24 protein-coding genes are annotated in these 24,973 nt (G+C 71.4%); 11 read left to right on the top strand and 13 right to left on the bottom strand.

Translation table 11 applies throughout. From position 1 onward, the window contains the following. The first annotated feature begins 126 nt into the window (after positions 1-126). The gene (locus MFF64_RS12875) at positions 127-495 is read left to right on the top strand and encodes a hypothetical protein (protein WP_238191090.1); all 369 of its coding nucleotides are present in this window, start codon (positions 127-129) and stop codon (positions 493-495) included. Between the two features lie 10 nt (positions 496-505). On the opposite strand, the gene MFF64_RS12870 is transcribed toward MFF64_RS12875, so the two are convergent. The 8 genes from MFF64_RS12870 to MFF64_RS12835 all read right to left on the bottom strand — a co-directional run bounded on the left by MFF64_RS12870 (position 506) and on the right by MFF64_RS12835 (position 8,814). Continuing rightward, the gene (locus tag MFF64_RS12870) at positions 506-1,441 is read right to left on the bottom strand and encodes a hypothetical protein (protein WP_099901316.1); all 936 of its coding nucleotides are present in this window, start codon (positions 1,439-1,441) and stop codon (positions 506-508) included. A 207-nt stretch (positions 1,442-1,648) separates the two neighbouring features. Further along, positions 1,649-2,083, bottom strand: a complete 435-nt coding sequence (locus MFF64_RS12865) for a PRC-barrel domain-containing protein (protein WP_238191081.1) — start codon at positions 2,081-2,083, stop codon at positions 1,649-1,651. A gap of 69 nt (positions 2,084-2,152) precedes the next feature. Further along, a complete protein-coding gene (locus MFF64_RS12860) occupies positions 2,153-2,635 on the bottom strand; it encodes a DUF2721 domain-containing protein (RefSeq protein ID WP_238191079.1) in 483 nt (160 codons plus the stop codon). Between the two features lie 238 nt (positions 2,636-2,873). Then, positions 2,874-3,665, bottom strand: a complete 792-nt coding sequence (locus MFF64_RS12855; protein ID WP_099903413.1) for a VOC family protein — start codon at positions 3,663-3,665, stop codon at positions 2,874-2,876. 27 nt (positions 3,666-3,692) lie between these two features. Continuing rightward, a complete protein-coding gene (locus tag MFF64_RS12850; RefSeq protein WP_099903415.1) occupies positions 3,693-5,321 on the bottom strand; it encodes an ABC transporter ATP-binding protein in 1,629 nt (542 codons plus the stop codon). Continuing rightward, positions 5,318-6,169 (bottom strand): ABC transporter permease, encoded by an 852-nt coding sequence (locus MFF64_RS12845; RefSeq protein WP_238191077.1) that lies wholly within the window; start codon positions 6,167-6,169, stop codon positions 5,318-5,320. Before MFF64_RS12845 ends, MFF64_RS12850 begins: the two co-directional genes overlap by 4 nt. 4 nt (positions 6,170-6,173) lie before the next feature. Next, the gene (locus MFF64_RS12840; protein WP_099902103.1) at positions 6,174-7,151 is read right to left on the bottom strand and encodes an ABC transporter permease; all 978 of its coding nucleotides are present in this window, start codon (positions 7,149-7,151) and stop codon (positions 6,174-6,176) included. Between the two features lie 31 nt (positions 7,152-7,182). Continuing rightward, the gene (locus MFF64_RS12835; RefSeq protein WP_238191075.1) at positions 7,183-8,814 is read right to left on the bottom strand and encodes an ABC transporter substrate-binding protein; all 1,632 of its coding nucleotides are present in this window, start codon (positions 8,812-8,814) and stop codon (positions 7,183-7,185) included. Positions 8,815-9,100: 286 nt separating this feature from the next. Between MFF64_RS12835 and MFF64_RS12830 the strand changes: the two genes are divergently transcribed. Then, positions 9,101-9,556 carry a cupredoxin domain-containing protein gene (locus tag MFF64_RS12830; protein WP_238191072.1) on the top strand — a complete coding sequence of 152 codons (456 nt, stop codon included), beginning with the start codon at positions 9,101-9,103 and terminating at the stop codon, positions 9,554-9,556. A gap of 236 nt (positions 9,557-9,792) precedes the next feature. Here MFF64_RS12830 and MFF64_RS12825 read toward each other — a convergent pair whose 3' ends face one another. The 4 genes from MFF64_RS12825 to pdxR form a co-directional block, all read right to left on the bottom strand. Continuing rightward, positions 9,793-10,983: an ABC transporter permease gene (locus MFF64_RS12825; protein WP_238191070.1), complete on the bottom strand. Its 1,191-nt coding sequence runs from the start codon at positions 10,981-10,983 to the stop codon at positions 9,793-9,795. 28 nt (positions 10,984-11,011) lie between these two features. After that, a complete protein-coding gene (locus tag MFF64_RS12820) occupies positions 11,012-11,536 on the bottom strand; it encodes a DUF4112 domain-containing protein (RefSeq protein WP_099908198.1) in 525 nt (174 codons plus the stop codon). A gap of 81 nt (positions 11,537-11,617) precedes the next feature. Continuing rightward, the gene (locus MFF64_RS12815; RefSeq protein ID WP_099908196.1) at positions 11,618-12,775 is read right to left on the bottom strand and encodes an aminotransferase; all 1,158 of its coding nucleotides are present in this window, start codon (positions 12,773-12,775) and stop codon (positions 11,618-11,620) included. A gap of 313 nt (positions 12,776-13,088) precedes the next feature. Further along, complete coding sequence (pdxR, locus tag MFF64_RS12810) at positions 13,089-14,543, bottom strand: MocR-like pyridoxine biosynthesis transcription factor PdxR (RefSeq protein WP_099908194.1); 1,455 nt, start codon at positions 14,541-14,543, stop codon at positions 13,089-13,091. Between the two features lie 115 nt (positions 14,544-14,658). On the opposite strand from pdxR, the gene MFF64_RS12805 reads away from it, so the two are divergent. From MFF64_RS12805 to MFF64_RS12765, 9 genes are all read left to right on the top strand, one after another. Further along, the gene (locus MFF64_RS12805; RefSeq protein ID WP_099908192.1) at positions 14,659-15,282 is read left to right on the top strand and encodes an FMN-binding negative transcriptional regulator; all 624 of its coding nucleotides are present in this window, start codon (positions 14,659-14,661) and stop codon (positions 15,280-15,282) included. A gap of 98 nt (positions 15,283-15,380) precedes the next feature. Next, a complete protein-coding gene (locus MFF64_RS12800) occupies positions 15,381-16,277 on the top strand; it encodes a LysR family transcriptional regulator (protein ID WP_099908190.1) in 897 nt (298 codons plus the stop codon). Positions 16,278-16,387: 110 nt separating this feature from the next. After that, a complete protein-coding gene (locus MFF64_RS12795; RefSeq protein WP_099908188.1) occupies positions 16,388-17,188 on the top strand; it encodes a putative hydro-lyase in 801 nt (266 codons plus the stop codon). A 162-nt stretch (positions 17,189-17,350) separates the two neighbouring features. Further along, positions 17,351-18,601, top strand: a complete 1,251-nt coding sequence (locus tag MFF64_RS12790) for an ABC transporter substrate-binding protein (RefSeq protein WP_099908186.1) — start codon at positions 17,351-17,353, stop codon at positions 18,599-18,601. A 228-nt stretch (positions 18,602-18,829) separates the two neighbouring features. Beyond that, positions 18,830-19,708 carry a branched-chain amino acid ABC transporter permease gene (locus MFF64_RS12785; RefSeq protein WP_099908184.1) on the top strand — a complete coding sequence of 293 codons (879 nt, stop codon included), beginning with the start codon at positions 18,830-18,832 and terminating at the stop codon, positions 19,706-19,708. After that, positions 19,709-20,749: a branched-chain amino acid ABC transporter permease gene (locus tag MFF64_RS12780; RefSeq protein ID WP_099908182.1), complete on the top strand. Its 1,041-nt coding sequence runs from the start codon at positions 19,709-19,711 to the stop codon at positions 20,747-20,749. Positions 20,750-20,751: 2 nt separating this feature from the next. Further along, positions 20,752-21,492 (top strand): ABC transporter ATP-binding protein, encoded by a 741-nt coding sequence (locus tag MFF64_RS12775; protein WP_099908180.1) that lies wholly within the window; start codon positions 20,752-20,754, stop codon positions 21,490-21,492. Continuing rightward, complete coding sequence (locus MFF64_RS12770) at positions 21,485-22,189, top strand: ABC transporter ATP-binding protein (protein WP_165795877.1); 705 nt, start codon at positions 21,485-21,487, stop codon at positions 22,187-22,189. Before MFF64_RS12775 ends, MFF64_RS12770 begins: the two co-directional genes overlap by 8 nt. A 78-nt stretch (positions 22,190-22,267) precedes the next feature. Beyond that, positions 22,268-22,855, top strand: a complete 588-nt coding sequence (locus MFF64_RS12765; RefSeq protein WP_425324419.1) for a hypothetical protein — start codon at positions 22,268-22,270, stop codon at positions 22,853-22,855. A gap of 565 nt (positions 22,856-23,420) precedes the next feature. Here MFF64_RS12765 and MFF64_RS12760 read toward each other — a convergent pair. Further along, entirely contained in the window at positions 23,421-24,626 is a 1,206-nt protein-coding gene (locus MFF64_RS12760; RefSeq protein WP_238191060.1) for an acyltransferase family protein, read from the bottom strand. Positions 24,627-24,973: the final 347 nt, after the last annotated feature.

Below are 24,973 nucleotides of genomic sequence, written 5' to 3'. Positions count from 1 at the left end.
AAGCGCCGGGGTTCCGTGCTGGCTGAGCGGTGCGGCTGGCCTTCGAGCGCCTCGGCCGTTAGAGGTTCGTCAACGCCGTTCCCCGCCGGCCGGCGGGGCGGTCCTGAAGGAACCCGGGAAGTGCCGATGTCCGTCCTGTCCAGAGCCTGCCTCGTCGCGGCCGTGGCCGCGCTCGCGGGCGGCTGCATCAACAATCCCCTCGGCCAGGTCGGCGGCGTGCTCCCGGCGGGCGACGTCGGCCCGCCGCCGTCCCTGCGCGGCGACGTGAAGCTGCCAGCCCGCAGCAGCGGCGACCTCGCCCAGGCCGCGACCGAGCCGACCCGCCGCCTCAACGTCCCGACCAACTCCCGCGCGAGCGGCGACACCCTGAGCGCCCCGCCCCGGCGCATCCGCCGCGAGGAGATCGAGGGCGAGGGCGGCGCCAGCAGCGGCGGCGGCGGCCTGTCGCCCACCATCGGGTCGGGCGGCTCGGTCGGCCTCGGCGGCAAGTTCTAGCGGCCAAGTTCTAGCGGGGTTCGGGTTCCGCGGCGCCCTGCTTCGCGCGCGCCTTCGCGGCCCGGGTCTCCTGAGCCCGGGCGGTCTCGCGCAGGCGCCGCAGGCGCTCTTCCAGGCCGGCGCGGGTCGCCGGCCACCAGCCGCGGCCGGGCGCGTCGGGCGCCGCCGCCGGCACCACCTCGGCGATCTCTCCGAATGTCGGCATTCGCCACCAGCCCCAGACCAGGGGCCCCGGCGCGGTGATCGCCGGGTAATGGGCGAGCGCCCCGGTCTCGGCGATGGGGGCATCGTCGAGGGCCTCGAACACCACGATTCCGGCCTCCGCCACCTCCACCGCGGCACCGAGCGGCGGCGGATCGCTCCGCGGCACCGGGTGGCGTCGGCGCCGGCGCTCCGCCTCGGCGGCGGGGTCGCGGGCGGCCTCGCGCCGGGCGCGCCGCGCCGCCGGCTCGTTCGCGGCCGCCGCCGCCTCGATCACGGGCCACGCCTCCTTCAGCACCTCGTAGGAGCGCCAGGGCACCCGCCAGGCCCGGATCTCCGGCGCCCAGGCGGCGAACGGGATGGTGCGCAGGGTGTCGACGACGACGCGCGAATAGGGCGTGCGGACCACCAGCGCGTCGGTCTCAGCCGCGAGGTAGGGGCTCTCCAGCGGCTCGAAGGCGTAGGCGTCGCGGCCCTTGTCGTCGCCGTAGGCATCGAGCGCGGAGATCTCCCGGGCGATCCAGGCATCCGCCCGCTGCTCGGCGGTGGTGCCGGGCACGAACCAGCGCCGGATCTTGCGCCGCCAGCGGGCGGTCGGAAAATTCTCCTTGAAGCGGGCCAGCAGGGCGCGGTCGAACGGCATCGCCACCAGCACCCCGGGGCGCTTGGCGGTGCCGGGCGCCACCGCGAAGCCCGCCCCGCGGGCGACCTCGCCGGCGGGCGCCTCCTGCTCGTCTCTTGCCACCTCCGTCACAGCCGCCTCGACGCTCGTTGACTCGTCCTATGTCGCCCATCCCACCCTCGACCTCATCCTGAGGTGTCAGCGATCGGAGATCGCGCACGATCGAGGATCGAAGGAGGGCTTCAGAAGTCTCGGAGGTTCCTGGAGGCCTGCTGCGAGGCTCCCTCCGGTCGCGCCTCAGGGTGAGGTCGCGGGGGGACGAACAGATCGTCAGATCGTCGGGGCACGTCCGCCGTAATAATCGTCGAGGCGCCCGCCATAGGAGGGATCGGTGAACGGGTCCTCGTCCGGGCCGTGGCGCGGCGCTTCCGCCAGGGTGCCGGCGTCGATGTCGATGACGTAGCCGCCGAGCCGCAGGTCGTAGGTCAGGGCCTTCCAGGGTACCGGATGGTAGCTCTCGCCGAAGCCGAGGAAGCCGCCGAAGGACAGGACAGCGTAGGCGACCTGGCCGGTGACCTTGTCGACCATGAAGTTGTAGACGCTGCCGAGATGCTCGCCCTTGCGGTCGTAGACGGCGGTGCCCTCGACCTTGTTCGAGGCGATCAGCCGGCGAGTCTCGTCGAGGGCGACGCCGTCGCCAGATGGATCGAGCTCCATCGTACCGGGCTCGCGCAAGGTGCGCTCGTTAGGCAGTTCGGTCGGCATGGCGGGCTCCGGGGGCGGGGGAGGGGGTTCCTCGGGGGAACCGGGCTCGTCCGCGACGGTTCCGCGCCTTCAGCGCGTCGCGCGCTCCGGCGTGGTCTCCTCGTCTTCCTGCTGCTGCTCGGCCACCTCGGTGCGCACCGTGCGGCTCGCCAGCGTCATCTCGACCGCGAAGGCGGTGAGCGAGGCGAGCGTGCAGACGATCGCGGTGCCGAACAGGAAGAACAGCACGCTCGCCACCGCGGCGTCCCGCAGGGTACCGAGGAACAGGGTCAGCACCGCGCCGCAGATCGCGGCGCCGCCGAGGGCCGCGATCACCACCGCCACGTCGAGGGCGAGGCTGCGCCGGCGCAGGTCCCGGAGCCGGGCCTGGTCGCCCGGCCGCTCGCTCGCGCGGTCGGAGAGCTTCTCGACCTGATCGGCGACGCGGGCGTGGCGGGTCGAGAAGACGTTGAGCAGCGTCGCGATGCCGGAGAGCAGGAAGACCGGCGTCAGCGCCACCTGGATGATGTGGGCGGTCGAGTCGACCTGGGACGGATCGGCGGAGGGGATCATGCGGGATCGGAGCGAGGACGAGCGGGCGGATCCGCCCTGTTCGCGAGGGCGTGGCCGTCCGCGCGGGACGCGGCGCCCGATCCCGCGCCCGACCCGATATAGGGCATCGCGGCGGAACGGCATCACGCCGCGCGAGCGCTGCGGTGCGGCGGACGGGCCGATCCCGGATCCTGCCCTTGCAGCGCAGCACCAGGGTATAGTGACGGATGCCGCCGAAGGCATCACCCAATCGGGAGCATCAGCCCGCCACGATCGCGAGCCGCGCCCCGTGGGTGAGGCGCAGGTCGAGGTCGCCGGCGCCCGCGGCGGCCCGGAACACGGCCGCGACCGGGCCCTCGCCCCGGGCCGCGAGCGCCTGGGCCAGCGCCCCGTCCGTTCCCGCCGGGCTCGCCAGGGTGACGGTGGTGGCCGGGCCGAGCGGCAGGGTCACGGCGCGGGCCGGGCCGCCTAAGATCTCGGCCTCGACGACCGGCGCCTCCGCCCCGGTGCCGAGCAGGGCGGCGTAGCGGGTGCGGGAGGCCTCGACGTCGCGCACTGCTACCGTGACGGACGTGATTCCGGTGACGCCGTTGTCGTGGCGGCGCACGTCGCCCTCCTGCACGCGAAGCGCGCGGGGGGTGACGTCGCCGCACAGGAACGGCACGTCCGAGCCCGGCGCCCGGGCGGTCTTCCAGTCGAGGCGGGCGCCGTCCGGCCGGAAGCGGCCGCCGGGCTGAGGATCGGCGATGTCGAGCCCGCGCGCCTGCGCCGCCTTCACGTCGGCCTCGATGTCGGAGGGCAGAAGCGCGTGGTCGAGGAAGCCCTCGCCGGCGCGGTGGTAGACCTCGGACCAGCGGTTGCCGGGCTCCGGCGCCTTGAAGGCGATCAGTTCCAGGTAGGCGCCGTCCTCCAGCACCACCAGCACGTTGTGGGTGATGCCGTTCTGGTGCTCGCCGCCGCGGATCACCGTGAAGCCGAGGCTGGCATAATCCGCGAAGGCCGCGTCGAGATCGGCGACCGCGATGACGAGATGGTCGAGGGTGAGGGGCATGGGGTTTCCTCTTCAGGCCGCCGGCGCTCAGGCGGCGGGAGCGTGGGGGCGGCCGGGAATCCAGGAGCGGCCGGGCACCGCCTCCAGGAGGGCGCGGGTATAGGCGGCCTGCGGGGCGGCGAAGACCTCCGCCGTCGGGCCGGCCTCGACGACGGCGCCGTCCTTCATCACGGCGATCCGGTCGCAGATCTGCCCGGCGACCCGCAGGTCGTGGGTGATGAACAGCATCGAGAGTCCGAGCCGGTCGCGCAAGGAATCGAGCAGCGCCAGCACCTGGGCCTGGACCGACACGTCGAGGGCCGAGACCGGCTCGTCCGCGACCAGCACCTCCGGTTCGAGGGCGAGCGCCCGGGCGAGCCCGATGCGCTGGCGCTGGCCGCCGGAGAATTCATGCGGGAAGCGGTCCATCGCCACCGGATCGAGCCCGACGAGGCCGAACAGCTCGCGCGCCTTCGCCAGGGCGTCGCTGCGGGAGACGCCGTGCAGCATCGGCCCCTGCGCCACCAGCTCGCCGGCCCGCCGGCGCGGGTTGAGCGAGGCGAAGGGGTCCTGGAACACCATCTGCACCCGGCGGGCCTCGGCCCGCATCGCCCGGCGCGACAGGCCTGCCAGGTCGGTATCGCCGAGGCGGATCGTGCCGGTGTCGGGATCGAGCAGGCGCACGATGCAGCGGGCGAGCGTCGACTTGCCGGAGCCGGATTCGCCGACGATGCCGAGGGTGGTGCCCCGCGGCAGCGACAGGCTGACGTCCCTGACGGCGTGGGTGACTCGGGCCCGGCCCGGCAGCAAGCCGCCGCCCTTGCGGTAGGTCTTCGAGACGCCCGAGAGCGACAGGATCGCGGGCCCGGAAGCCGGGCGGGGCGGGCGCGGCAGCAGCGGGGGCACCGCACCGATCAGCGCCTTCGTGTAGGGTGCCTGCGGCCGGTTGAGCACGGCGTCGGCCGGCCCCTCCTCGACGAGGCGACCGGCCTGCATCACCGCGACCCGGTCGGCGATCTCCGCCACCACCCCGAAATCGTGGGTGATGAACAGCACGCCCATGCCGCGCCGCCGCTGGATGTCGCGGATCAGCGCCAGGATGCGCCCCTGCGTCGTCACGTCGAGCGCCGTGGTCGGCTCGTCGGCGATGAGGAGAGCCGGCTCCAGGGCCAGCGCCATCGCGATCATCACCCGCTGGCGCTGCCCGCCCGACAATTCGTGCGGATAGGCCCGGAGCGCCGCCGCCGGATCCGGCATCCGCACCTCCGTCAGCAGCGCCAGGGTCTTCTCGCGGATCGCGCGGGCGCTGAGCGTCGTGTGGATGCGGAAGGTCTCGGCGATCTGGTCGCCGGCCCGGCGCAGGGGGTTCAGGGCCGTCATCGGCTCCTGGAAGATCATGCCGATCGCAGCACCCCGCAGACGCCGCATCTCGGCCTCGGAGGCCCCGACGAGGTCGCGGCCCCGGAACAGCACCTGTCCGGCATCGGGCCGCACGCCCGCGGGCAGCAGCCGCATCACCGTGTTGGCGAGGACCGACTTGCCCGAGCCGGACTCGCCGACGACGCACAGGATCTCGTTTCCTGCGAGCGACAGGGAGACATCGGTGAGCGCGTGGCTGCGGTCGGCCCCCGGCGGCAGGCGGACCGAGAGGCTCCGGACCGTGAGGAGTTCGCTCATGACGCGGCCTTCACCGGGGCAGGGCCGCGCAGGCGCGGGTTGAGGGCGTCGTTGAGGCCCTGGCCGACCAGCGACACCGCGAGCACCGTCACCAGGATCGCGACGCCGGGGATCGCCGAGACGTACCATTGCGTGCGCAGCACGCCGCGCCCGGCCCCGATCAGGTTGCCCCAGGAGGCGACGTTCGGGTCGGAGAGGTTGAGGAAGGCGAGCGCGCTCTCGAGCAGGATCGCCACCGCCATCACCACGCTGGCATAGACGATCACCGGCGGCAGGGCGTTGGGCAGGATCTCCCGGGCGATGATCCGGGCGTCGCCCATGCCGAGCACCCGGCAGGCCTGCACGAATTCCCGGTTGCGCAGGGTCAGGAACTCGGCCCGCGTCAGTCGGGCCGGGGCCGGCCAGGAGACGAGGCCGATCGCCACCGTGACGGTGGTGATGTCCGAGCCGAACACCGCGACGAGCACGAGGAGCAGCAGGAAGTTCGGCAGGGTCTGGAACGCCTCCGTCACCCGCATCAGGGCGTCGTCGACGATCCCGCCGTAGAAGCCCGCGACCGCCCCGACCGCGATGCCGATCGCTATGGCGATCACCGTGGCGACGAGACCGATCAGCAGCGACACCCGGGCGCCATGGAAGACCTGGGCGGCGATGTCGCGCCCGCTCGCATCGGTGCCGAGCCAGACCTTCGGATTGACGAAGGGCCATTGCAGCGGCCGGCCGGCGAGGCCGAGCGGGTCCTTGGGAAACAGCACGGGGGCGGCGAGCGCCACCGCGACGACGAGGAGCAGCAGCACGGCGCCGAGCAAGGCCGCCGGATTGCGCAGGTAGCGTGTCACGGCCGCCATCGCGTCAGCGCCCCGCCGCGATGCGCGGATCGAGCCGGCCATAGACCAGATCGACCACGAAATTGACCGTGATGACGAGGAGCGCCGACACGAACACGATGCCGAGCAGGGTGTTGAGGTCGCGCTGCACCACCGATTCGTAGGCGAGCCGCCCGAGGCCCGGCAGCGCGAACACGCTCTCGACCACCACCGAGCCGCCGAGCATCGTGCCGGCCTGGAGCCCCACCAGGGTCACCATGGGCAGGAGCGCGTTGCGCAAGGCGTGGCGCACGATCACGCCGGTCTCGCCGAGGCCCTTCGCCCGGGCGGTGCGGACGTAGTCGAGGCTCATCACCTCCAGCATCGAGGCGCGCATGATCCGCAGGTACGTGGCGAGGAAGACCAGCGCGAGCGTCAGGGTCGGCAGCACGAGGTGGCGGGCGATGTCGAGGATCCGGGTGAGGCCGGTATAACCGGCGCCCACCTCCTCGAAGCCGCCGGCGGGCAGCCAGCCGAGGCGGATCGCGAACAAGACGATCCCCATCAGCCCGAACCAGAACGAGGGTGTGGCGTAGAACATCAGGCCGAGGGTCGAGATCAGGGTGTCGGGCCATTGCCCGATCCGCCGCGCCGCCAGGATGCCGAGCAGCGTGCCGCCGGCGAAGGCCAGGGTGAGGGAGGCACCCATCAGGAGCAGGGTCACGGGCAGCCGCTCGGCGATCACCGTGGCGACGGGCTTGCCGTAGATCGCCGACTGGCCGAGGTCGAGCTGCACCAGCCGCCACAGGTAGCGGGCGAGCTGGGCCGCTGCCGGCAGGTCGAGCCCGTAATAGCGGCGCAGCTCGTCGGCGGTCGCCGGGTCGCCGCCGCCCATCTGGGCCATCAGCGCGTCGACGGTGTCGCCGGGGGCGAGCTGGAGCAGAAGGAAGAGCCCCGCCAGGATGACGAGGAGCGTCGGCAGGCTGGCGGCGAGGCGGCGGAGGGCGAGGAGGAGGATGGTCATCGGTGGGCCTCGCGCCTCATGAACAAAGGCTTCACCCCTCGATCCACGCGTCGTGCCAGTCGCCCGAGCCCCAGCGCGGGGTGTTGTGGTCGCCGTGCACGCGCTTGCTCGTCGCCGACAGGAAGGTGCGCTCGGTCATCATCCAGACCGGGATCTCGTCGTTCACCGCCTTCACCCACTGGGCGTAGAGGGCCTTGCGCTTCTCCGGATCGAGCTCGCTCGCGGCCTCGTCGGTGAGGCGGTCGACGAGGTCGGATTGCCAGCCGTACTGGTTGGTCCAGGGCGCGCCCTTCGGCGAGCCGGAGCGGTACCAGACCGTCGTCGAGACCGCGGGATCGCCCCGGTACTGGTGCCACCCGGTGGCGAGGTCGAAGTTCCAGTCGCGGTAGACCGTGGAGAGGGCGCCCGCCGTGTCGAGATTGACGATGTCGACCTTGATCCCGACCGCCTGGAGCGATTGCTGGATGAAGGTGGCGAGCAAGGGCACGTCCTCGCCGTTCATGATCGGCACGAGCTTGAGCGAGAAGCGGGTGCCGCCCGCCCCGCGCTTGAAGCCGGCCTCGTCGAGGAGCGCCGCCGACTTCTTCGGGTCGAAGGCGTAGGGCGGTGGATTGTTCGGGTAGAAGGCGGTCGAGGAGGACGGGATCGGCCCGGTCGCCGGCTGGCCGAGGCCGTAGATGAAGTTCTCGATGAAGAACGGCACGTCGATGGCGTGGGCGATCGCCCGGCGCACCCGCACGTCGGCCAGTTCCTTGCGCCGGGTGTTGAATTCCAGCGTGTTGTTGAAGGCGTTGGCCTCCAGGCCCTTGCTCGACACGGTGAAGCGCTTGTCCGACTTCAGCCGGTCGAGATCGGCGAGGGCGAGCGCGTTGTAGGTCGAGAGCTGGACCTGGCCGGTCTCGAGCGCCGCCGAGGCCGCCGCCTTGTCGGTGATGAAGCGCCAGACGATCCGGTCGAGATAGGGGAAACCCTCGCGCCAGTAGGTCGGGTTGCGTTCCGCGATGACGTGCTGGCCGCGCTCGTAGCTGACGAACTTGAACGGCCCGGTGCCGATCGGCGCGGTGTTGGCCGGGTTCTCGAGGACGTTCGTGCCCTCGAAGACGTGCCGGGGCGCGACGTAGCCGAGATCGCACAGCGCCCGCAGCAGGAGGTTCAACGGCATCGGCCGCGCGTAGCGGAACACCGCCGTGTGGGGATCGGGGGTGTCCACGGCCTCCAGGTAGAGCTGAAGCTGGGTGCCGTAGTTCAGGTATTTCTTCCACATCTCCATCGCGGTGTACTGCACGTCCGCGGAGGTGAAGGGCTTGCCGTCGTGCCAGGTCACGCCCTGGCGCAGCCGGAAGGTCACGGTCCTGCCGTCGGGCGCCGCCTCCCACGCGGTCGCGAGCACGCCTGCGGGTTTGCCGTCCTGGTCGAGGTCGACCAGCGGCTCGACGATCTTCGAGGTGATGACGTAGACGCCGGTCGAGGCGCGGATCGCCGGGTTGAGCACGCGCTGCTCGCCGTTGAGCTGCACCGTCAGCACGCCGCCGCGCCGAGGAGAGGCGCCCTGGGCCGCGGCACCCTGGGCGAGCGCCCGCGTCAGGGCCGCCGGGCTCCAGGCCGCGGTGCCGAGCGCGAGGAGGCCGGCCCGCTTGAGGGCGTCGCGGCGGTCGATGATCATCGGGGCATCCCTGTCGTCGTTCGGGCGCCATCCTTGCTGCAACGCAGCGCCGGCGCAATGGAGGAAGCGTGGCAATTTCCGCTTCGTCCGGAGATGCTTCGTCTCCGATCGGCCCGGAGCGAAGAGGATTGTCGTCGCTTGCCCGCTCTGCGCGAGACTGCCGGCCTCGGCAGCCACCCCGGCGGGAATCGGTCGCGGGATGATCGGCATGCGCGAGGAAACATTGGGCGCAACCTGGCGTTCTGGCCTCGACCTCGTTCTGACCTCCGAGAGGAGCCCGACCCCGATGACCATCTCCCTCCGCGCCGCCGCGGCCACCGCCTTTCTCGCCGTCGCCCTGTCGGGCGGGGCCCGCGCCGCCAACGACCTGCCGCCGCCCAAGACCGACGCGATGCCCCCGGTCGAGGTGACGATCACCACCGAGAACGGCGTGCCGGCTTGCGCCCCCGCCGAGCTGCGCCTGCCGGCCCAGACCAACGTCGACCTGCACGTCACCAACCAGTCGAACGAGCAGGTCTCGCTCACGGCGCCGCAGATCTTCCAGAACAAGAACGTGCTGCACCACGACGGCGACGTGGTGCACGTGGCGAGCAACGACGCCTACCTGGTCAAGGCCAACGGCAAGGGCGAGATCCGCCTGCGCACTATCGCGCCGGGCGAGTACAAATATGGCTGCACCGCCACGTCGAAGCAGGACAAGCCGTTCGAGGGCAAGCTGACGCTGGTCGATCCGGCGAAGTAAGCTTTCAGGGGCGATTTGCTCTCCCGGGTCTTCTTTAACCTCCGCGTCATCCCGGGGCCGCGAAAGCGGAGCCCGGGATCCAGACACTCAGGCGGTGCAGAACCCAGCGGAGCGTGATCCGCCTCGTCTTGAAACACCTGCGGTTCTGGATTCCGGGCTCCGCTGCGCGGCCCCGGAATGACGCGGAGGCTGTTCAATCCCGCTTCAGGCGAACGGGATCCGTCAGCAAACCCTCCTCACCGGAACGTCTTCCGCGGATCGAACGCGTCCCGCACCGCTTCGCCCGCGAAGATCAGCAGGCTCAGGGTCACGGCGATCACCGCGAAGCCGGTCAGCCCCAGCCACGGCGCCTGCAGGTTGGCCTTCCCCTGCGCCAGCATCTCGCCGAGCGACGGCGAGCCCGGGGGCAGGCCGAAGCCGAGGAAGTCGAGGGAGGTGAGCGTGGTGATCGAGCCGTTCAGCACGAAGGGCAGGAAGGTGAGCGTCGCCACCATGGCGTTGGGCAGGAGGTGGCGGAACATGATGCGGGCGTTGGAAAGCCCCAGCGCCCGCGCCGCCCGCACGTATTCGAAGTTGCGCGCGCGCAGGAACTCCGCCCGCACCACGCCGACCAGCGACACCCACGAGAACAGGAGCAGGATCCCGAGCAGCACGAAGAAGCTCGGCGTGATGATCGACGAGATGATGATGAGCAGGTAGAGCGACGGGATCGCGGTCCAGATCTCGATCACCCGCTGGAACACCAGATCGACCCAGCCGCCGAAATAGCCCTGCACCGCGCCGGCCAGCACCCCGACCACCGAGGAGACCAGCGCCAGGGTCAGGCCGAACAGCACCGAGAGGCGGAAGCCGTAGAGCAGACGGGCGACGACGTCGCGGCCCTGGTCGTCGGTGCCGAGCCAGTTCCACTCGATGTCGCTGCAGGTCGTGCCGCCGGTCTTCTCCGCCACGGTCTTGCACTGGGCATCCGAGAGGAGCCAGGTCGGCGGGGCGGGGGCCGGCACCGGCAGGTCGAGGTTGTGGGTGTTGTAGGAGAAGCGGATCGGCGGCCAGACGGCCCAGCCGTTCTGCGCGATCTCCTTGGCGATCACCGGATCGCGATAGTCGGTGCGGGCGAGGAAGCCGCCGAACGTCTCCTCCGGATAATCGACCACGATCGGGAACAGGATCGCGCCCTTGTAGGAGGCGACGATCGGCCGGTCGTTGGCGATGAACTCGGCGAAGAGGCTCGTGACGAACAGGAGGCAGAACAGCACGAACGACCAGTAGCCGCGGCGGTTCGCCTTGAAGTTCGCCAGCCGCCGGCGGTTCAACGGCGACAGCCGGCCGGTGCCGATGGGACCCGGCAGCGGCAGGCTCACCGGGCCCGCCGCCGGCGAGGTGACCGGGACCGCGTCGAGCTCAGGGGCTGGAGGGCGCTCGTTCATGCCGCGTCCCCCAGTCGGGCATCGCGCGTCAGTCGATGCGGGTCGCGGTGACGTCGATCACGCTGGGCTTCAGCGCGCCGCTCCGCTCGAGGTGCCGGCGCAGCAGCTGCACGTTGCGGCGGTTGGCCTTGAAGGCGGCGTCGAACAGGTCGCCGACCAGCGGCACCGCGCCGACCACGCCGTCGATCGCCACGTTCGCCGCCATGCGGGCGATCAGCCAGCGCGGCGCGCCGAGGCGTCTCGCCTCCCAGACGATGTAGGACGAGATCGCCGTGGTGATCGCGTCGCCAATCACCGGGATCAAGCCGACGATCGCGTCGAGGCCGATGCGCCGGTTGCCCGGCAGCAGGATCGCGGTGTCGAGGATGTGGGCGAGCAGTTCCAGCCGCGCCATCACCTGCTCGGGCGCGGAGCCTTCCAGGGCCTTGCCCGCCTTGGCGCGCAGGCCGAACGGATCGTCCTGCGGAAAGCGGCTGTCCTTGGCTTCGGCTCCGTTGCCGAAGGAGCCGGCCCCGAAGGGCGGGACGCGGCCGGCCGTCTGCGAAGAGGTCATCCCGGGGCTCCGGAGCGTGTGCGTGGTGCTCATGTTCCAGGATGTGGCCCCGGCCGCCCGGTTCAGCAAGGAGGCCCCGCATCAGGCCGCGCGCCCCGGCGCGAGGCCGCGCAGGCGCTCGAGGGCGCGGTCGAGGGTGTCGTCGCGCTTGGCGAAGCAGAACCTCACCACGTTGCGCACCGGCCGGTGAGCGTAGAAGGCGCTAACGGGGATCGCCGCGACGCCGTGCTGACGCACCAGCCGCTCGCAGAAGGCGACGTCGTCGCTCTCGCCGAGGGGCGCGATGTCGAGGTTGAGGAAGTAGGTGCCGGCGGAGGGCAGCACGCTGAAGCCGAGATCCTTGAGGCCGCCGGCGAACCGGTCGCGGGCCCGGGCGAAGTCGGCCCGCATTCCCTCGTAGTAGGAATCGTCCTTGGCCAATCCGTAGGCCACCGCCGCCTGAAGGTTCGGCGGCGTGGTGAAGGTGAGGAACTGGTGCGCCTTGGCGAGGCCCTTCATGAGGTGGGGCGGCGCCATCACGAAGCCGACCTTCCAGCCGGTGAGGGAGAAGATCTTGCCCGCCGAGCCGATCTTCACCGTGCGCTCGCGCATGCCCGGAAACGCCATCAGCGGCCGGTGGCGGCGGCCGTCGAACACCACGTGCTCCCAGACCTCGTCGCAGAGCGCCACGGCGTCGTAGCGCTGGCAGAAGCCGGCGAGCAGCTCCAGGTCTTCTTCGGGCAGGACCGTGGCCGAGGGATTGAGCGGGTTGTTGAGCAGCACGACCTTCGTGCGCGGCGAGAAGGCGGCGGCGAGCGCCTCCTCGGTGAGCCGGAAGTGCGGCGGCGTCAGGGTGACGAAGCGCGGCACGCCGCCGGCCCGGCGCACCAGCGGCAGGTAGGCGTCGTACATCGGTTCGAACAGCACCACCTCGTCGCCGGGCTCGATCAGGGCCATCAGGGCGCCGGCCAGGGCCTCGGTGGCGCCCGAGGTCACCATCACCTCGGACTCGGGATCGAGGTCGAGCCCCTGCCAGCGGGCGTAGTGCGCCGCGACCGCCCGGCGCAGCTCCGGCAGCCCCATCATCGGCGGGTACTGGTTCCAGCCCTCCACCACCGCCTCGGCGGCCTTGGCGCGCACGTCGGCCGGGCCCGGATCGTCCGGGAAGCCCTGGCCGAGGTTCACGGCGCCGGTCTCACGGGCGAGCGCCGACATCACCTCGAACACGGTGGTCGGCAGGTCGGCGAAGATGGGGTTCATGCGGGAATGGACGGGTTCGAGAACGAGGAGGAGCCTCGCTACCACGCCGGGGGGCCGGACGGAACCGAGGCGGCCCTTGGCCCCCGGAGGCGCGGCCCTCCGCGATCGTCGCCCCGATCTCCTCGACCTCGCGGGACAGCCCTCCAGGGGATGTCCGGACCCGAACGCCGCCCGGCCGTGCCAGCCACCGCCGCAGCTCCAGGATGCGGCCCCGCATCCTCGTGGCGCCGGTCAGCTGGCGGCTGTCGCGGGATGGTGGACGGCGACGGCCGGGATGATGGCGGAGCCGATCCGACCGCCTCCCGCGATTCGATCAACTGCCCGCGGAGGCGCCGGTCGTGAGCGCCGCGGCGAGGCGGCGGATGCCGGCGCGGATCGTGTCGGGCTCGCTGCCGGCGAACCCCAAGAGCAGCCCGGCCCGGTCCGGCCGCGCCTGCGCGTCGTGGTAGAGCGGGCCGACCGGGTAGATTCCGACACCCGCCGCCCGCGCCGCCGCCGCCATCTCGATCTCGGCGGCGGCCGGCACGCGGTCGAACCAGGCGACGAGGTGCAGGCCCGCCGCCGCGCCCTCGACGCGCACCTGTCCCCCGAAGCTGTCCGCCAGGGCGGCGAGCAGGGCGGCGCGCCGGCCGGCATTGCGCCGCCGGGCCTGGCGCAGGTGGCGCTCGTAGCCGCCCCCGGCCAGGAGCCCTGCGAGGGCGGCTTGTTCCAGCCCCGGTGCCTGCCGGTCGGCGAGGCGCTTGGCTTCCGTGAAGGCGTCGCTCAAGGCCGGCGGCACCACCAGGTAGCCCAGGCGCAGCTGCGGCGAGAGGGTCTTGGAGACCGTACCGACATAGACGACGCGCCCCGCCCGATCGAGGCTGAGCAGCGCCTCCACCGGCCGCGCGTCGAAGCGGTACTCGCCGTCGTAATCGTCCTCGACGACCGTCGCGCCGCAGGCTTCCGCCCAGGCGAGCAGCGCCTGCCGGCGGGCGGCGGACAAGACCCCGCCGAGGGGGAACTGGTGCGAGGGCGTGACATAGGCGAGCCGCGCGGGGCCGATTCCGGCGAGACGCCCGGTCTGCAGGCCCTCCGCATCGACCGGGACCGGCTGGATCGCGGCGCCGGCGGCGGCGAAGACCCGGCGTGCCGCGCCGTAGCCCGGATCCTCCATCACCACCCGGTCGCCGGGATCGACGAGGAGCCGGGCGCAGAGGTCGATCCCCTGCTGCGAGCCGTTGACCACGACGATCTGATCGAGGCTGCAGCTCAATCCCCGGGCGCGCCAGAGATAGGCCTGGAGCGCCGCGCGCAGCTCGGGCAGCCCGCGCGGATCGCCGTAGCCGAGCCGGGCCGGCCGGCGCAGCAGGACGGCGCTGAGCGCCCGCCGCCAGGCGAGGACCGGGAAGTCGTCGCCCGAGAGGTCGCCGTAGCGGAAATCGATTGCCGGCCCCGGCGCCGCCGCGGGCGCGGGCTCGGCGAGGAGGCGCCGCCCGAAGGCGGAGAGGTGATGCGGCGGCATTGGGGCGGCCGCGGCCGGCGCTTGCCCCGCCCGGAGGCCGGCGGCGACCCGCGCCCGGGCGCCCGGGCGCGTCTCGAGGTAGCCCTCGGCGATGAGCTGGTCGTAGGCGGCCGTCACGGTGGTGCGCGAGACACCGAGCTCGACCGCGAGCGCCCGGGTCGAGGGCAGGGCCGCCCCCGGCGGGTAGACCCCCTGGGCGATCTGCGCCTTCAGGTCGGTGCCGATCTGGGCGCTGACGGGCAGGGGGCGGGGAGAGCGTCCGTCCAAACTGGCCTGGTCCTTTCGGCCTGAACTGGACGTTCACCATGGGCCAGTTCCGGGCGAAGGACCAGACGGCGACGACCAGCACCCGCGGCCCCGCAGCCGCTTCCGGAGTTCCCCGATGTATATCCCGCCCGCCTTCCGCGAGACCGACGAGGCTGCGATGCACGCGACGATGCGGGCCGCCCCGCTGGCGAGCCTCGTCACCGCGACGGCGGCCGGGCTCCTGTGCACGCCGCTGCCGCTCCTGCTGGAGCCGGAGGAGGGGGAGCGGGGCGTGCTCTACGGCCATCTCGCCCGGGCCAACCCGCACTGGCGCGAGCCCGCTCAGGCCGAGACCCTGGCGATCTTCTCGGGGCCCGACGCCTACGTGACGCCGTCCTGGTACGCGACCAAGCGCGAGACCGGGAAGGTGGTGCCGACCTGGAACTACGTCGCGGTGCATGCCTACGGGCCGGCGGAGTTCTTCGACGAGCCGGATCGCCTGCTCGCCGTCGTCACCCGGCTCACCGAGCGGCACGAGGGGGCGCGGCCGGACCCCTGGGCGGTCGCGGACGCGCCGGCGGAGTTCATCGCGGCCCAGCTGCGCGGCATCGTCGGACTGCGGCTGCCGATCACCCGCCTCGAGGGCAAGCGCAAGATGAGCCAGAACCGCCCTGCGGCGGACCGCGCCGGGGTGGCGGCGGGGCTCGCCGCGGGCGATCCGACCGAGCGCCACGTCGCCGGGCTGATCCCTTCGGCCTGATTCCTTCGACCTGATCCCTTCGGGCGGAGCGCCGCGCCCGGATTTGCCCCCGGTACGAACCTTGCTCCACTATGCCCCGGCGCGATCCGGGACGGGGCATGGCGGAACTGAGAAGCCTTGAGATCTTCTACTGGACCGCCTCGCTGTGCAGCTTCCGCAAGGCGGCGGAGCGGATGAACACCTCGCAGCCGGCGGTGTCGCAGCGCATCGCGGCGCTCGAGGAGGAGTTCGGCGTGCGGCTGTTCGAGCGGCGCGCCCGCTCGGTGGTACTGACCGCGAAGGGACGCGATCTTCTGGCTTACGCCGAGCGCTTCCTGCGCCTGCGCACCGAGATGATGCAGGCGGTGGCCGGGCCCGGGGTGATGCGGGGCGTCCTGCGCCTCGGCGTGTCGGACACCATCGTCCATACCTGGCTGATGCGCTTCATCGCCCGGATGAACGAGGCCTATCCGGGCGTCACCGTCGACATCGCGGTCGACATCTCGCCCAACATGCGCGACGCGCTCCTGAACCGGGACCTCGACCTCGCCTTCCTGGTCGGGCCGATCACCATGCCGAGCCTGGTCAACCTGCCGCTCTGCAGCGTGTCCCTGGCCTGGATCGCCGCGCCGGGCCTCGATCTCGGCCCCGGCGAGGTGAGCCTGGCGAGCCTGCTGCGCCATCCGCTCATCACCTATCCGAAGAACACCAATCCCTACGTGTCGCTGCGCGAGATGCTGGCGCAATCGAACCTGCCGCCGCCGCGCCTGCACAGCAACGCCTCGCTCTCCACCATCGTCCGGATGGCGCGGGAGGGGATCGGCATCGGGGTGATCCCGCCCGAGGTGGTGCGCCGGGACCTCGACGAGGGCTCGCTGCGGATCATCGCCCCGGCGCCGGCCCTGCCGGATATCAGCTTCACCGCCACCTACGCCAACGCACCCGATTGCGGACTTGCCGCAACGGCGGCGCGGCTCGCCTGCGAGGTCGCGGCGTCACCGGAGTGGCGCCGATGATCCCGGGAGGCCACCGATAACGCACGCTTATTGAAACCGATGCGAAATGACGATTGGCGCTTACCTGCCCACGATGTGATCATGGCGTATCCTTGAGCAGAGGAGCGGTGATGACCCTTCCCTTCGATCGAGCGCGGATGAGCGGCGAGGCGGCCCGGCTCGCCTGCCGAAGCGGCGCCATCACCGGCTGCACCGCCGGCATCGCCGACGGCTACGTGCAGGGCAACCTCGCGGTCCTGCCCGCCGACCTCGCCGACGAGTTCCTGCTCTTCGCCCAGCGCAACCCGAAATCCTGCCCGATCATCGGCGTCTCGGCGAAGGGAGAGCGCACGATTCCCGAACTCGGCCTCGACCTCGACATTGCCACCGACGTGGCCGGCTACCGGGTCTGGCGCGACGGCGAGGTGGTGGAGGAGCGCGATTCCGTCGCCGATCTGTGGCGCGACGACCTCGTGGCGTTCGTGATCGGCTGCTCCTACTCGTTCGAGGCCGCGATGGCCGAGGACGGCCTGCCCCTGCGCCACGTCGAGATGGGGGTGCGGGTGCCGATGTACCGCACCAGCATCGCTTGCGCGCCGGCCGGCCGGTTCTCCGGGCCGATGGTGGTGTCGATGCGGCCCCTCACGCCCGCCCAGGCGATCCGCGCGGTGCAGATCACCTCGCGCTTCCCCTCCGTCCACGGTGCGCCGGTGCATCTCGGCCGCCCGGACCTGATCGGCATCCAGGACATCCACGCCCCCGATTACGGCGACCCGGTCGAAATCCGCGACGACGAGATCCCGGTCTTCTGGGCCTGCGGCGTGACCCCGCAATCGGTGATCGCCGCCGTGCGGCCGGCCTTCGCCATCACCCACGCGCCGGGCTGCATGCTGATCACCGACCGGCGCAACAACGAGTATGCGGTGCTCTGAGAAGATTGGACCGGTCCATTCGTCTTGAGAGTGTCTTGAGCCCACCTTCGGGTCTTGTTCGTGCATCATGTCACAGCCGGCGCGATGGTCGCGTCGCGCCGGCTGTTCAAAGGATGCGGAATGAGGCTTAGAGGACATCTGAAGCCCCCTGGAGGCCAGCGCATGATCCGTCGTCGAGAACTCTTGGTCGGGGCTGGCGCCCTCTCGCTCGCCTCCTTGCGGGGCGCACCGGCCCACGCCGCGGCGCCGGAGGTGGTGGTCGGCGTGCTCTACGCCATGTCGGGGGCGAGCGCGCAGGTCGGCGTGGACGCCCGCCACGCCATCGAGACGGCGCTCGACATCATCAACAACGATCACGACCTCGACCTGCCGGGCGCCAAGGGCGTAGGGCTGTCCGGCATGGGCGGCGCCAAGATCCGCCTCGTCTTCGCCGACCACCAGGCCGACCCGCAGAAGGGCCGCGCAGAGGCCGAGCGCCTGATCACCCAGGACAAGGTCTCGGCCCTGGTCGGCTGCTACCAGTCGGCCGTCTCGGCCACGGTGAGCGCCACCGCCGAGCGCTACGGCGTGCCCTTCGTCTGCGCCGATTCCTCGTCGCCGAGCCTGCACCGCAAGGGCCTGAAGTACTTCTTCCGCCCGGCCGCCCACGACGAGATGTTCTCGACCGCGATGTTCGACTTCCTGGATGCCCAGCGCAAGCAGGGCCAGAAGATCGACTCGGTCGCCCTGTTCTTCGAGGACACGATCTACGGCGTCGATTCCTCGACCGTGCAGCGCAAGCTGGCGGCCGAGCGCGGCTACAAGCTCGTCGCCGACGTGAAGTACAAGAGCAACTCGCCCTCGCTGACCGCCGAGGTGCAGCAGCTCAAGACCGCCAACGCCGACGTGCTCCTGCCGACGAGCTACACCACCGACGCGATCCTGCTCACCAAGACCATGGCCGAACTCGGCTACAAGCCGAAGAGCATCATCGCGCAGGCGGCCGGCTTCTCCGAGAAGGTCACCTACGACGCGGTCGGCGACAAGCTCCAGGGCCTGATCTCCCGCGGCAGCTTCTCCCTCGACCTCGCCGCCAAGCGCCCGATGGTCGCCACCGTCAACACCATGTACAAGGCCCGCGCCGGCCGCGACCTCAACGACAATTCCTCGCGCCAGTTCATGGCGCTGATCGTGCTCGCCGACGCCCTCGACCGCGCCGGCTCGACCGACGGCCAGAAGATCCGCGCGGCGCTCGCCGCCACCGACATCCCGGGCACCCGCACGGTGATGCCCTGGACCAAGGTGGCGTTCGGCCCAGACGGGCAGAACACCCACGCCGACCCGGTGCTGCTGCAATGGATCGGCGACAAGTTCATCACGATCTTCCCGGAATCCGCCGCGGTCGCGCCGGCCAAGTGGCCGATGAACGGGTGAGGTGAAGCACGCCTCCCCTCTCCCGTGTGGGAGAGGGGCCGGGGGTGAGGGTGCTACGGTTCTGGGTAAAGCTCGAACCGTCGTGCTGGCAGCGGGACCATCGGAGCTGGGCTCAGCACCGTAGCATCCTCACCCCCACCCCTCTCCCACACGGGAGAGGGGATCCCGCGCGCCTTCCGGCGACGATCGAACAGCTCTCATGCACCGCTCACCGGAGCCCCAACCCCCATGACGACGCAAGCCCTGGTGCAGGTGCTGGCGAGCGGCCTCCTGATGGGCTTGATCTACGCCCTGATCGCGGTCGGACTCTCGCTGATCTTCGGCCTCATGGACGTGGTGAACTTCGCCCATGGCGAGTTCCTGATGCTCGCCATGTACGCGACCTTCGGGCTGGTGCTGGTCACCCAGCTCGATCCGGTGGTGCTGATGCCGCTGGTCGCCGCCCTGCTCTTCATGCTGGGGGCCGCCGCCTATATGGGCGTGGTGCGCTTCGCCATGCGGGCCAAGGCCAACCAGGGCATGGTGCAGATCTTCGCGACCTTCGGGCTCGCGATCCTGCTCCAGGGCGCCGCCCAGTACCTGTTCACGCCGGATTACCGCAACGTCCAGAACACCTGGCTCGGCGGGCGCACCCTCGACCTCGGCGGCATCTTCCTGCCCTGGCCGCAGATCTTCGGGGCGCTGGTGTCGCTCGCCGCCTTCGGGGGCCTGCACCTGCTGATGAGCCGCACCGATTTCGGCCGCGCGCTGGAGGCGACGCGCGAGGACCAGGGGGCGGTGGCGCTGGTCGGCATCGACCGCAACCGGGTCTTCGCCCTCGGCTGGGGCCTGGGCGCGGCGCTGGTCGGCCTCGCCGGCGCCGTGCTGGCGATCTTCTACTACATCCACCCCCAGGTCGGCGCGAGCTTCGCCCTCATCGCCTACGTCACGGTGGCGCTCGGTGGCTTCGGCAGCGTCGGCGGCGCGCTCGTCGCCGGGATCATCGTCGGCCTCGTCGAGGCCTTCACGGCGGTGATCCTGCCGCCGGCGCTCAAATCCGTCGGCGTCTACGCCCTCTACCTCGCGGTGGTGTTCGCGCGGCCGCAAGGCCTGTTCGGGAGGCTTTAGATGACCACGCTGACCACCGCCCTCGCGCCGGGCTCCGCCCCCGCCCGGGCCGAGGCGAGCTACGCAGCGAAGCGCCGGCGCAAGCTAATCGTTGCCGCCCTGGTCTTCGCAGGCCTCGCCGCGCTGCCCTACGGCGTTCGCGACGTCTACCTGCAGAACGTCCTGATCCTGACCCTGATGTACGCCGCGCTCTCGCAGAGCTGGAATATCCTCGGCGGCTATTGCGGCCAAGTCTCGCTCGGCCACGCGCTGTATTTCGGCTTCGGCGCCTACGCGACCTCCGTGCTGTTCGTGAATTACGGCGTGCTGCCGTGGTTCGGCATGCTGGCAGGCGGGGCTCTCTCGGCCGCGGTGGCCCTCGTCCTCGGCTACCCGTGCTTTCGCCTGGCCGGCCACTACTTCTCGATCGCCACCATCGTGATCGCGGAGATCGGACTGCTGCTGGTCCACAACTGGGACTTCGTCGGCGGTGCGATGGGCATCCAGTGGCCGTTCAACCCGGATTCGTGGTGGACGCTCCAGTTCGCCCGCGACAAGATCCCGTACGTCCACTTCGCGGTCGGCTTCCTGGCGGTGGTCTGGTTCGTGACCTGGCTGATCGAGGGCTCGCGCTGGGGCTACTGGTGGCGTGCGGTCAAGGACGACGCCCAGGCCGCCGAGAGCCTCGGCGTCGAGGTCTTCCGCTCCAAGATGGCGGCGGCCGCCGTCTCGGCCTTCTTCACCGCCATCGGCGGCGGCTTCTACGCCGCTTACGTCTCCTACATCGACCCCGAGAGCGTGATGAGCTTCCGCTTCTCGCTGCTCTTCGCCCTGCCGGCGGTGCTCGGCGGCATCGGCACCCTGTGGGGCCCGCTCGTCGGCGCCGCGATCCTGATCCCGCTCACCGAGATCAGTCGCTCGTATCTCGGCGGCAGCGGCAACGGCCTCGACCTGATGCTCTACGGCGTGCTCGTGATGGTGGTGGCGCTCGCCCGGCCCGAGGGCGTGCTCAGCCTGTTCCGCCGCACCCGCAAGGCCCGCAACGAGGAGGCGACCCCGTGAGCATGCCTGCGACGACTCCGCCCCTGCTGCACATCGACCACGTGACGCTCCGCTTCGGCGGCCTCGTCGCCAACGCCGATGTCAGCCTCGACGTGCCGGAGGGCCAGATCCTCGGGCTGCTCGGGCCGAACGGCGCCGGCAAGTCGACCCTGTTCAACCTCATCTCCGGCACCTACCAGCCGAGCGAAGGGAAAATCGTCTTCAAGGGCGAGGACATCACGCCTCTCTCCGCCCCCGAGCGCTGCCGGCGCGGCATCGCCCGCACCTTCCAGGTGCCGCGCTCCTTCGACTCGATGAACGTGATCGAGAACGTCATCGTCGGCGGCTTCGCCCGCCACGCCAGCGCCGCCGCGGCCCGCCGCGTCGCTCTCGAGACCCTCGACTTCGCCGGGCTCGGTCACCGCGCCGAGGCCGTGGCGGGGGAACTCACTCCCCCTGAGAAGCGCCGCCTCGAAGTCGCCCGGGCGCTCGCCACCGAGCCGAAACTCCTCCTCCTCGACGAGGTGCTGACGGGACTCACTCCGAGCGAGGCCAAGGCCGGCGTCGAGCTGATCCGAAAGGTCGCGGCGCGGGGCGTCACCGTCATCATGGTCGAGCACGTGATGGAGGTGGTGATGCCGCTCGTCGACCGTGCCATGGTGCTGCATCTCGGCCGCGTGCTGGCCGAGGGCCACCCGACCGAGGTGGTGCGCCACGAGGGCGTCATCACGGCCTATCTGGGGGAGCGCCACCGTGCTGCTTGAGGTCCGCGGGCTCTCCACCGCCTACCAGGGCTTGCTCGCCATCCAGGGCGTCTCGATCGAGGTCGACACCGGCGAGATCGTCGTGGTGGCGGGCGCCAACGGCGCCGGCAAGTCGACGCTCTTGAAGTCCATCGCCGGGATGGAGCGGCCGAAATCCGGCGAGGTGGTGTTCGACGGCGCCCGCCTCGACGGCCTGCCGGGCCACGCCATCACCGCCAAGGGCATCGCCTACGTGCCGGAGAACAAGCGGCTGTTTCCGCGCCTGTCGGTCTCCGACAACCTGCGCCTCGGCAGCTACCTCCACCGCAAGGCCGCCGACCGCGAGGCACCGCTGGAGCGGGTCTTCTCCCTGTTCCCCCGCCTCAAGGAGCGCCTGCCGCAGCGCGCCGGCACCCTCTCCGGCGGCGAGCAGCAGATGCTCGCCATCGGCCGCGCCCTGATGACGAGGCCGCGGCTCCTGATGCTCGACGAGCCCTCGCAGGGCATCATGCCCAAGCTCGTCGACGAGATCTTCTCCGCCGTCGAGGCGATCCGCGCTTCGGGCACGACGATCCTGCTGGTCGAGCAGCGCCTCGCCGAGTCGCTCAGCATCGCCGATCGCGCCTACGTGCTCCAGACCGGCCGTCTGATGCTCGCCGGCCCGGCGGCGACCTTGCGGGACGATCCGGAGGTGCGGCGGGCTTATCTCGGGATTTGACCCTTGGGAAACTGATCCGGTCCCGAGACTCCCGTCGCCCGCACCGATGCTCTACAGAGGGGCCTCACGGAGAGCCCCTTGATGACCAGCCGCACCACCGAGATCACGCTTGAGCGCATCGCCCTGATCCGGCGGCTGGTCGTGGCCTGGGACCCGGCGGGGCAGGGCGCTCCGGTGATCCATCCGGACGCGCCCTATGGCAGCCTCGACCGCGACGGCGACATCGCCAACGTCACCGGCGACGACGAGGGCGCGGCGGAGGAGCACCGGGCGGTGGGCGAGGCGCTGGTCGCCTTCCTGCGCCACGCCGAGCTCAAGCCCGGTCGCTACAGCTACCACAACCCGCTGACGAAGCTCGACCTGTCCCACGTCTCCGACGTGTTTCGCGATGAGGCCGCCGGCACGGCGCCCGAGCAGATCGTGTTCGAGGTGGGGCCGGAGCACATCGCCCTGATCCGCCACCTGGCGGTGGGATGGGACGAGGCGCGCGGGGTGCCGGCGGTGGATGCGCAGGCGCCTTACGGCCCCGGTAGCGTGGAGCAGGCGATGGGCCGCGTGCTCGGCGGCCCGCGCGAGGACATGTCCCACCTGCACCGGTCGATGCAGCCGGCTTTGCAGATCTTCATGCGCAGCGCCGATATCGCGCCGGGGGATTACGACGTCTGATACCTTCGCGTCTTCGCATCGACACGTCGACGCGAAGGCGACCGGCGCATCAGCGCCGGCGCCCGTTCGGGCTTGCCTGGCACCGTCGAACGCGTCCGTTCGAAGGCGCGGCGGTATGATACCCGCGGCCGCTGAGGCTGACTCGGCGGGTCGCGGAGGGGCTTGGCTCCCGACTCGCTTGGCGGATCAGGCGGGATCGCAATGACCCGCCCCGATCTGACCGCCGACGGGTTGCGTGCGGCCTCCAAGGCGGCCAGTGTTCCCGCGGCCTGGCGCAGGCTGGCGCTCGCCCAGGCGCTGGAGAGCGTCGATCGCACCAGCGCCGCCCGCTCCTGCGGCATGGACCGCCGGACCCGGCGCGACGGGGTCTGGGGTTGCGCCATCAAGCCAGGGCGGCCCTCATCTCACCGGCAACGCGGCGGCGACCTCGATGCAGGTCGACGGATAGCGCGGCAGCCGGCGGCCTCGGGGGTGGGCAGGCAATCGCGCGCCGTCGTGCCGGACGGCCGATCCGTCGAGGAGGGTCGACCATCGCCGGGTCACGCCCGGGCCGGGCGCGCCCGGATCACGCCGTGGCATCGCTCAGAGCACCCTCCGGACAGGAGGAAGACGGCGCAACGCCCACGCGCCGGCCCAGCTCACCGACAATGCGGCGGCGAACACGATCGCGCCTTTGAGCGGGGCGCCGAGCGGCACGGCCAGGAGGCCGGCCTGCGCCCAGGTCACGATCGGGTAGTGAAGCAGGTAGATGGCGAAGCCGTTCGCCGACAGGCTGTCCCAGGCGCCGGAGCGGCCCCCGCCGAAACGGAGGACCAGGGCCGGAAGCGCGAAGGCTGCGGCGGCGCAGAGGATCGTCCTGGCGGCGCCCTCCAGGGCGAGCGCGTCCCGCGGGGGCAGCCGGCCCCCGACTGCCCCCGCGGCGACGAGGGCTGCGCCCGAGAGCAGGGCCAGGAGGCCCCAGAGCCGCCAGCGCGGGACGAGGGCTCGACCGAAGCGCAGGAACGGCCGGCGTCCCGCTCCGTCCCAGCGCGACGCCGGCGGTGAAATAGGCCGCGTAGAGCCCGATGCGGCTGGCTTGAATCGCGAGCGGTCCGAGGCCGACCCAGCGCGTCGGGCCGACGGCGAGGAGGAGGGGGAGGTAGGCGAGGCCGGAGAGGGCGACGAGCAGGAGGAAGCCGCTGCCCGGCGCGGGGGACCGGCCCGGCTCCGGCCGGTCGCGGGCGCCGAGGACGAAGAGGAGGGCGGCGGCCGTGTCGAACGCCAGGAGCACGCCGATAAACCAGGGCGGCCCGCTCGGCCAGGGTCCGGTCGTCACCGTCCGGATCCAGAACGCCGCGAAGCCGGCCCGGCCGCCGGCTTGCAGGAACGAGGGGTAATAGGCGAGCGGCATCAGGGTCAGCACGGCGACGGCGAAGGGCAGGCCGAGGCGCCGCATCCGGCCGCGCAGGTAGGGGCCGGCCCCCTTGCGGCTCAACCCCTCCCGGACGAACAGGCCCGACAGCAGAAACAGCAGCGGCATGAAGAAGCCGTCATCGAGCCGCACGAGGACATCGAAGGCGGGCCAGCGCTGCGCATCGACGATCGGCGCGGTCGACAGGGCGTAATGGGCCCGATTGATGTGCCCGAAGGTGCAGTAGGCGAGGACGGCGTGATGCAGGACGACGAGTCCGACGAGGGCGCCCCGCAGCCGGTCGAGGGCCGTAAGGCGCCCGTCCTGCGCGACGGCGGGCAGAGCCCGGGATGCGGATGAGCTGCGGAGGACAGGGAACATCGCGAGGTCGACGGCACGGACGAGCCTGTTCTACGCGTCGGGCCAGCCGTGCTCCACAGGAGATCTGTTGCTCCTCTGCGACGAATGCGGTTCTTTCTCTGCGGCAGGAGGCACGCGCCGCCGCGGTCATCGCCGCGGTCATCGCCGCTGGCACGATGCGAGGCGGCCGGTGTCGGCGCGCCGGGGTGGAGCCGGTCTCGCGCAGGACCTTTCATCGGTGAAGTCGTAGACGCGTGCAGGGTCGTTCCGGGCTCCCCTGCGCGGCCCCGGAATGACGGGGAGAGTGGTCGGTCCGTGCGGCAGACCGACTCGATCGTCGAGTCGCACAGGCTCTCACAGTCGCGTCG

Source organism: Methylobacterium frigidaeris (assembly GCF_022179185.1).
GTDB classification, from domain to species: Bacteria; Pseudomonadota; Alphaproteobacteria; order Rhizobiales; family Beijerinckiaceae; genus Methylobacterium; species Methylobacterium frigidaeris.
This window is presented reverse-complemented; position numbering and strand designations above follow the sequence as displayed.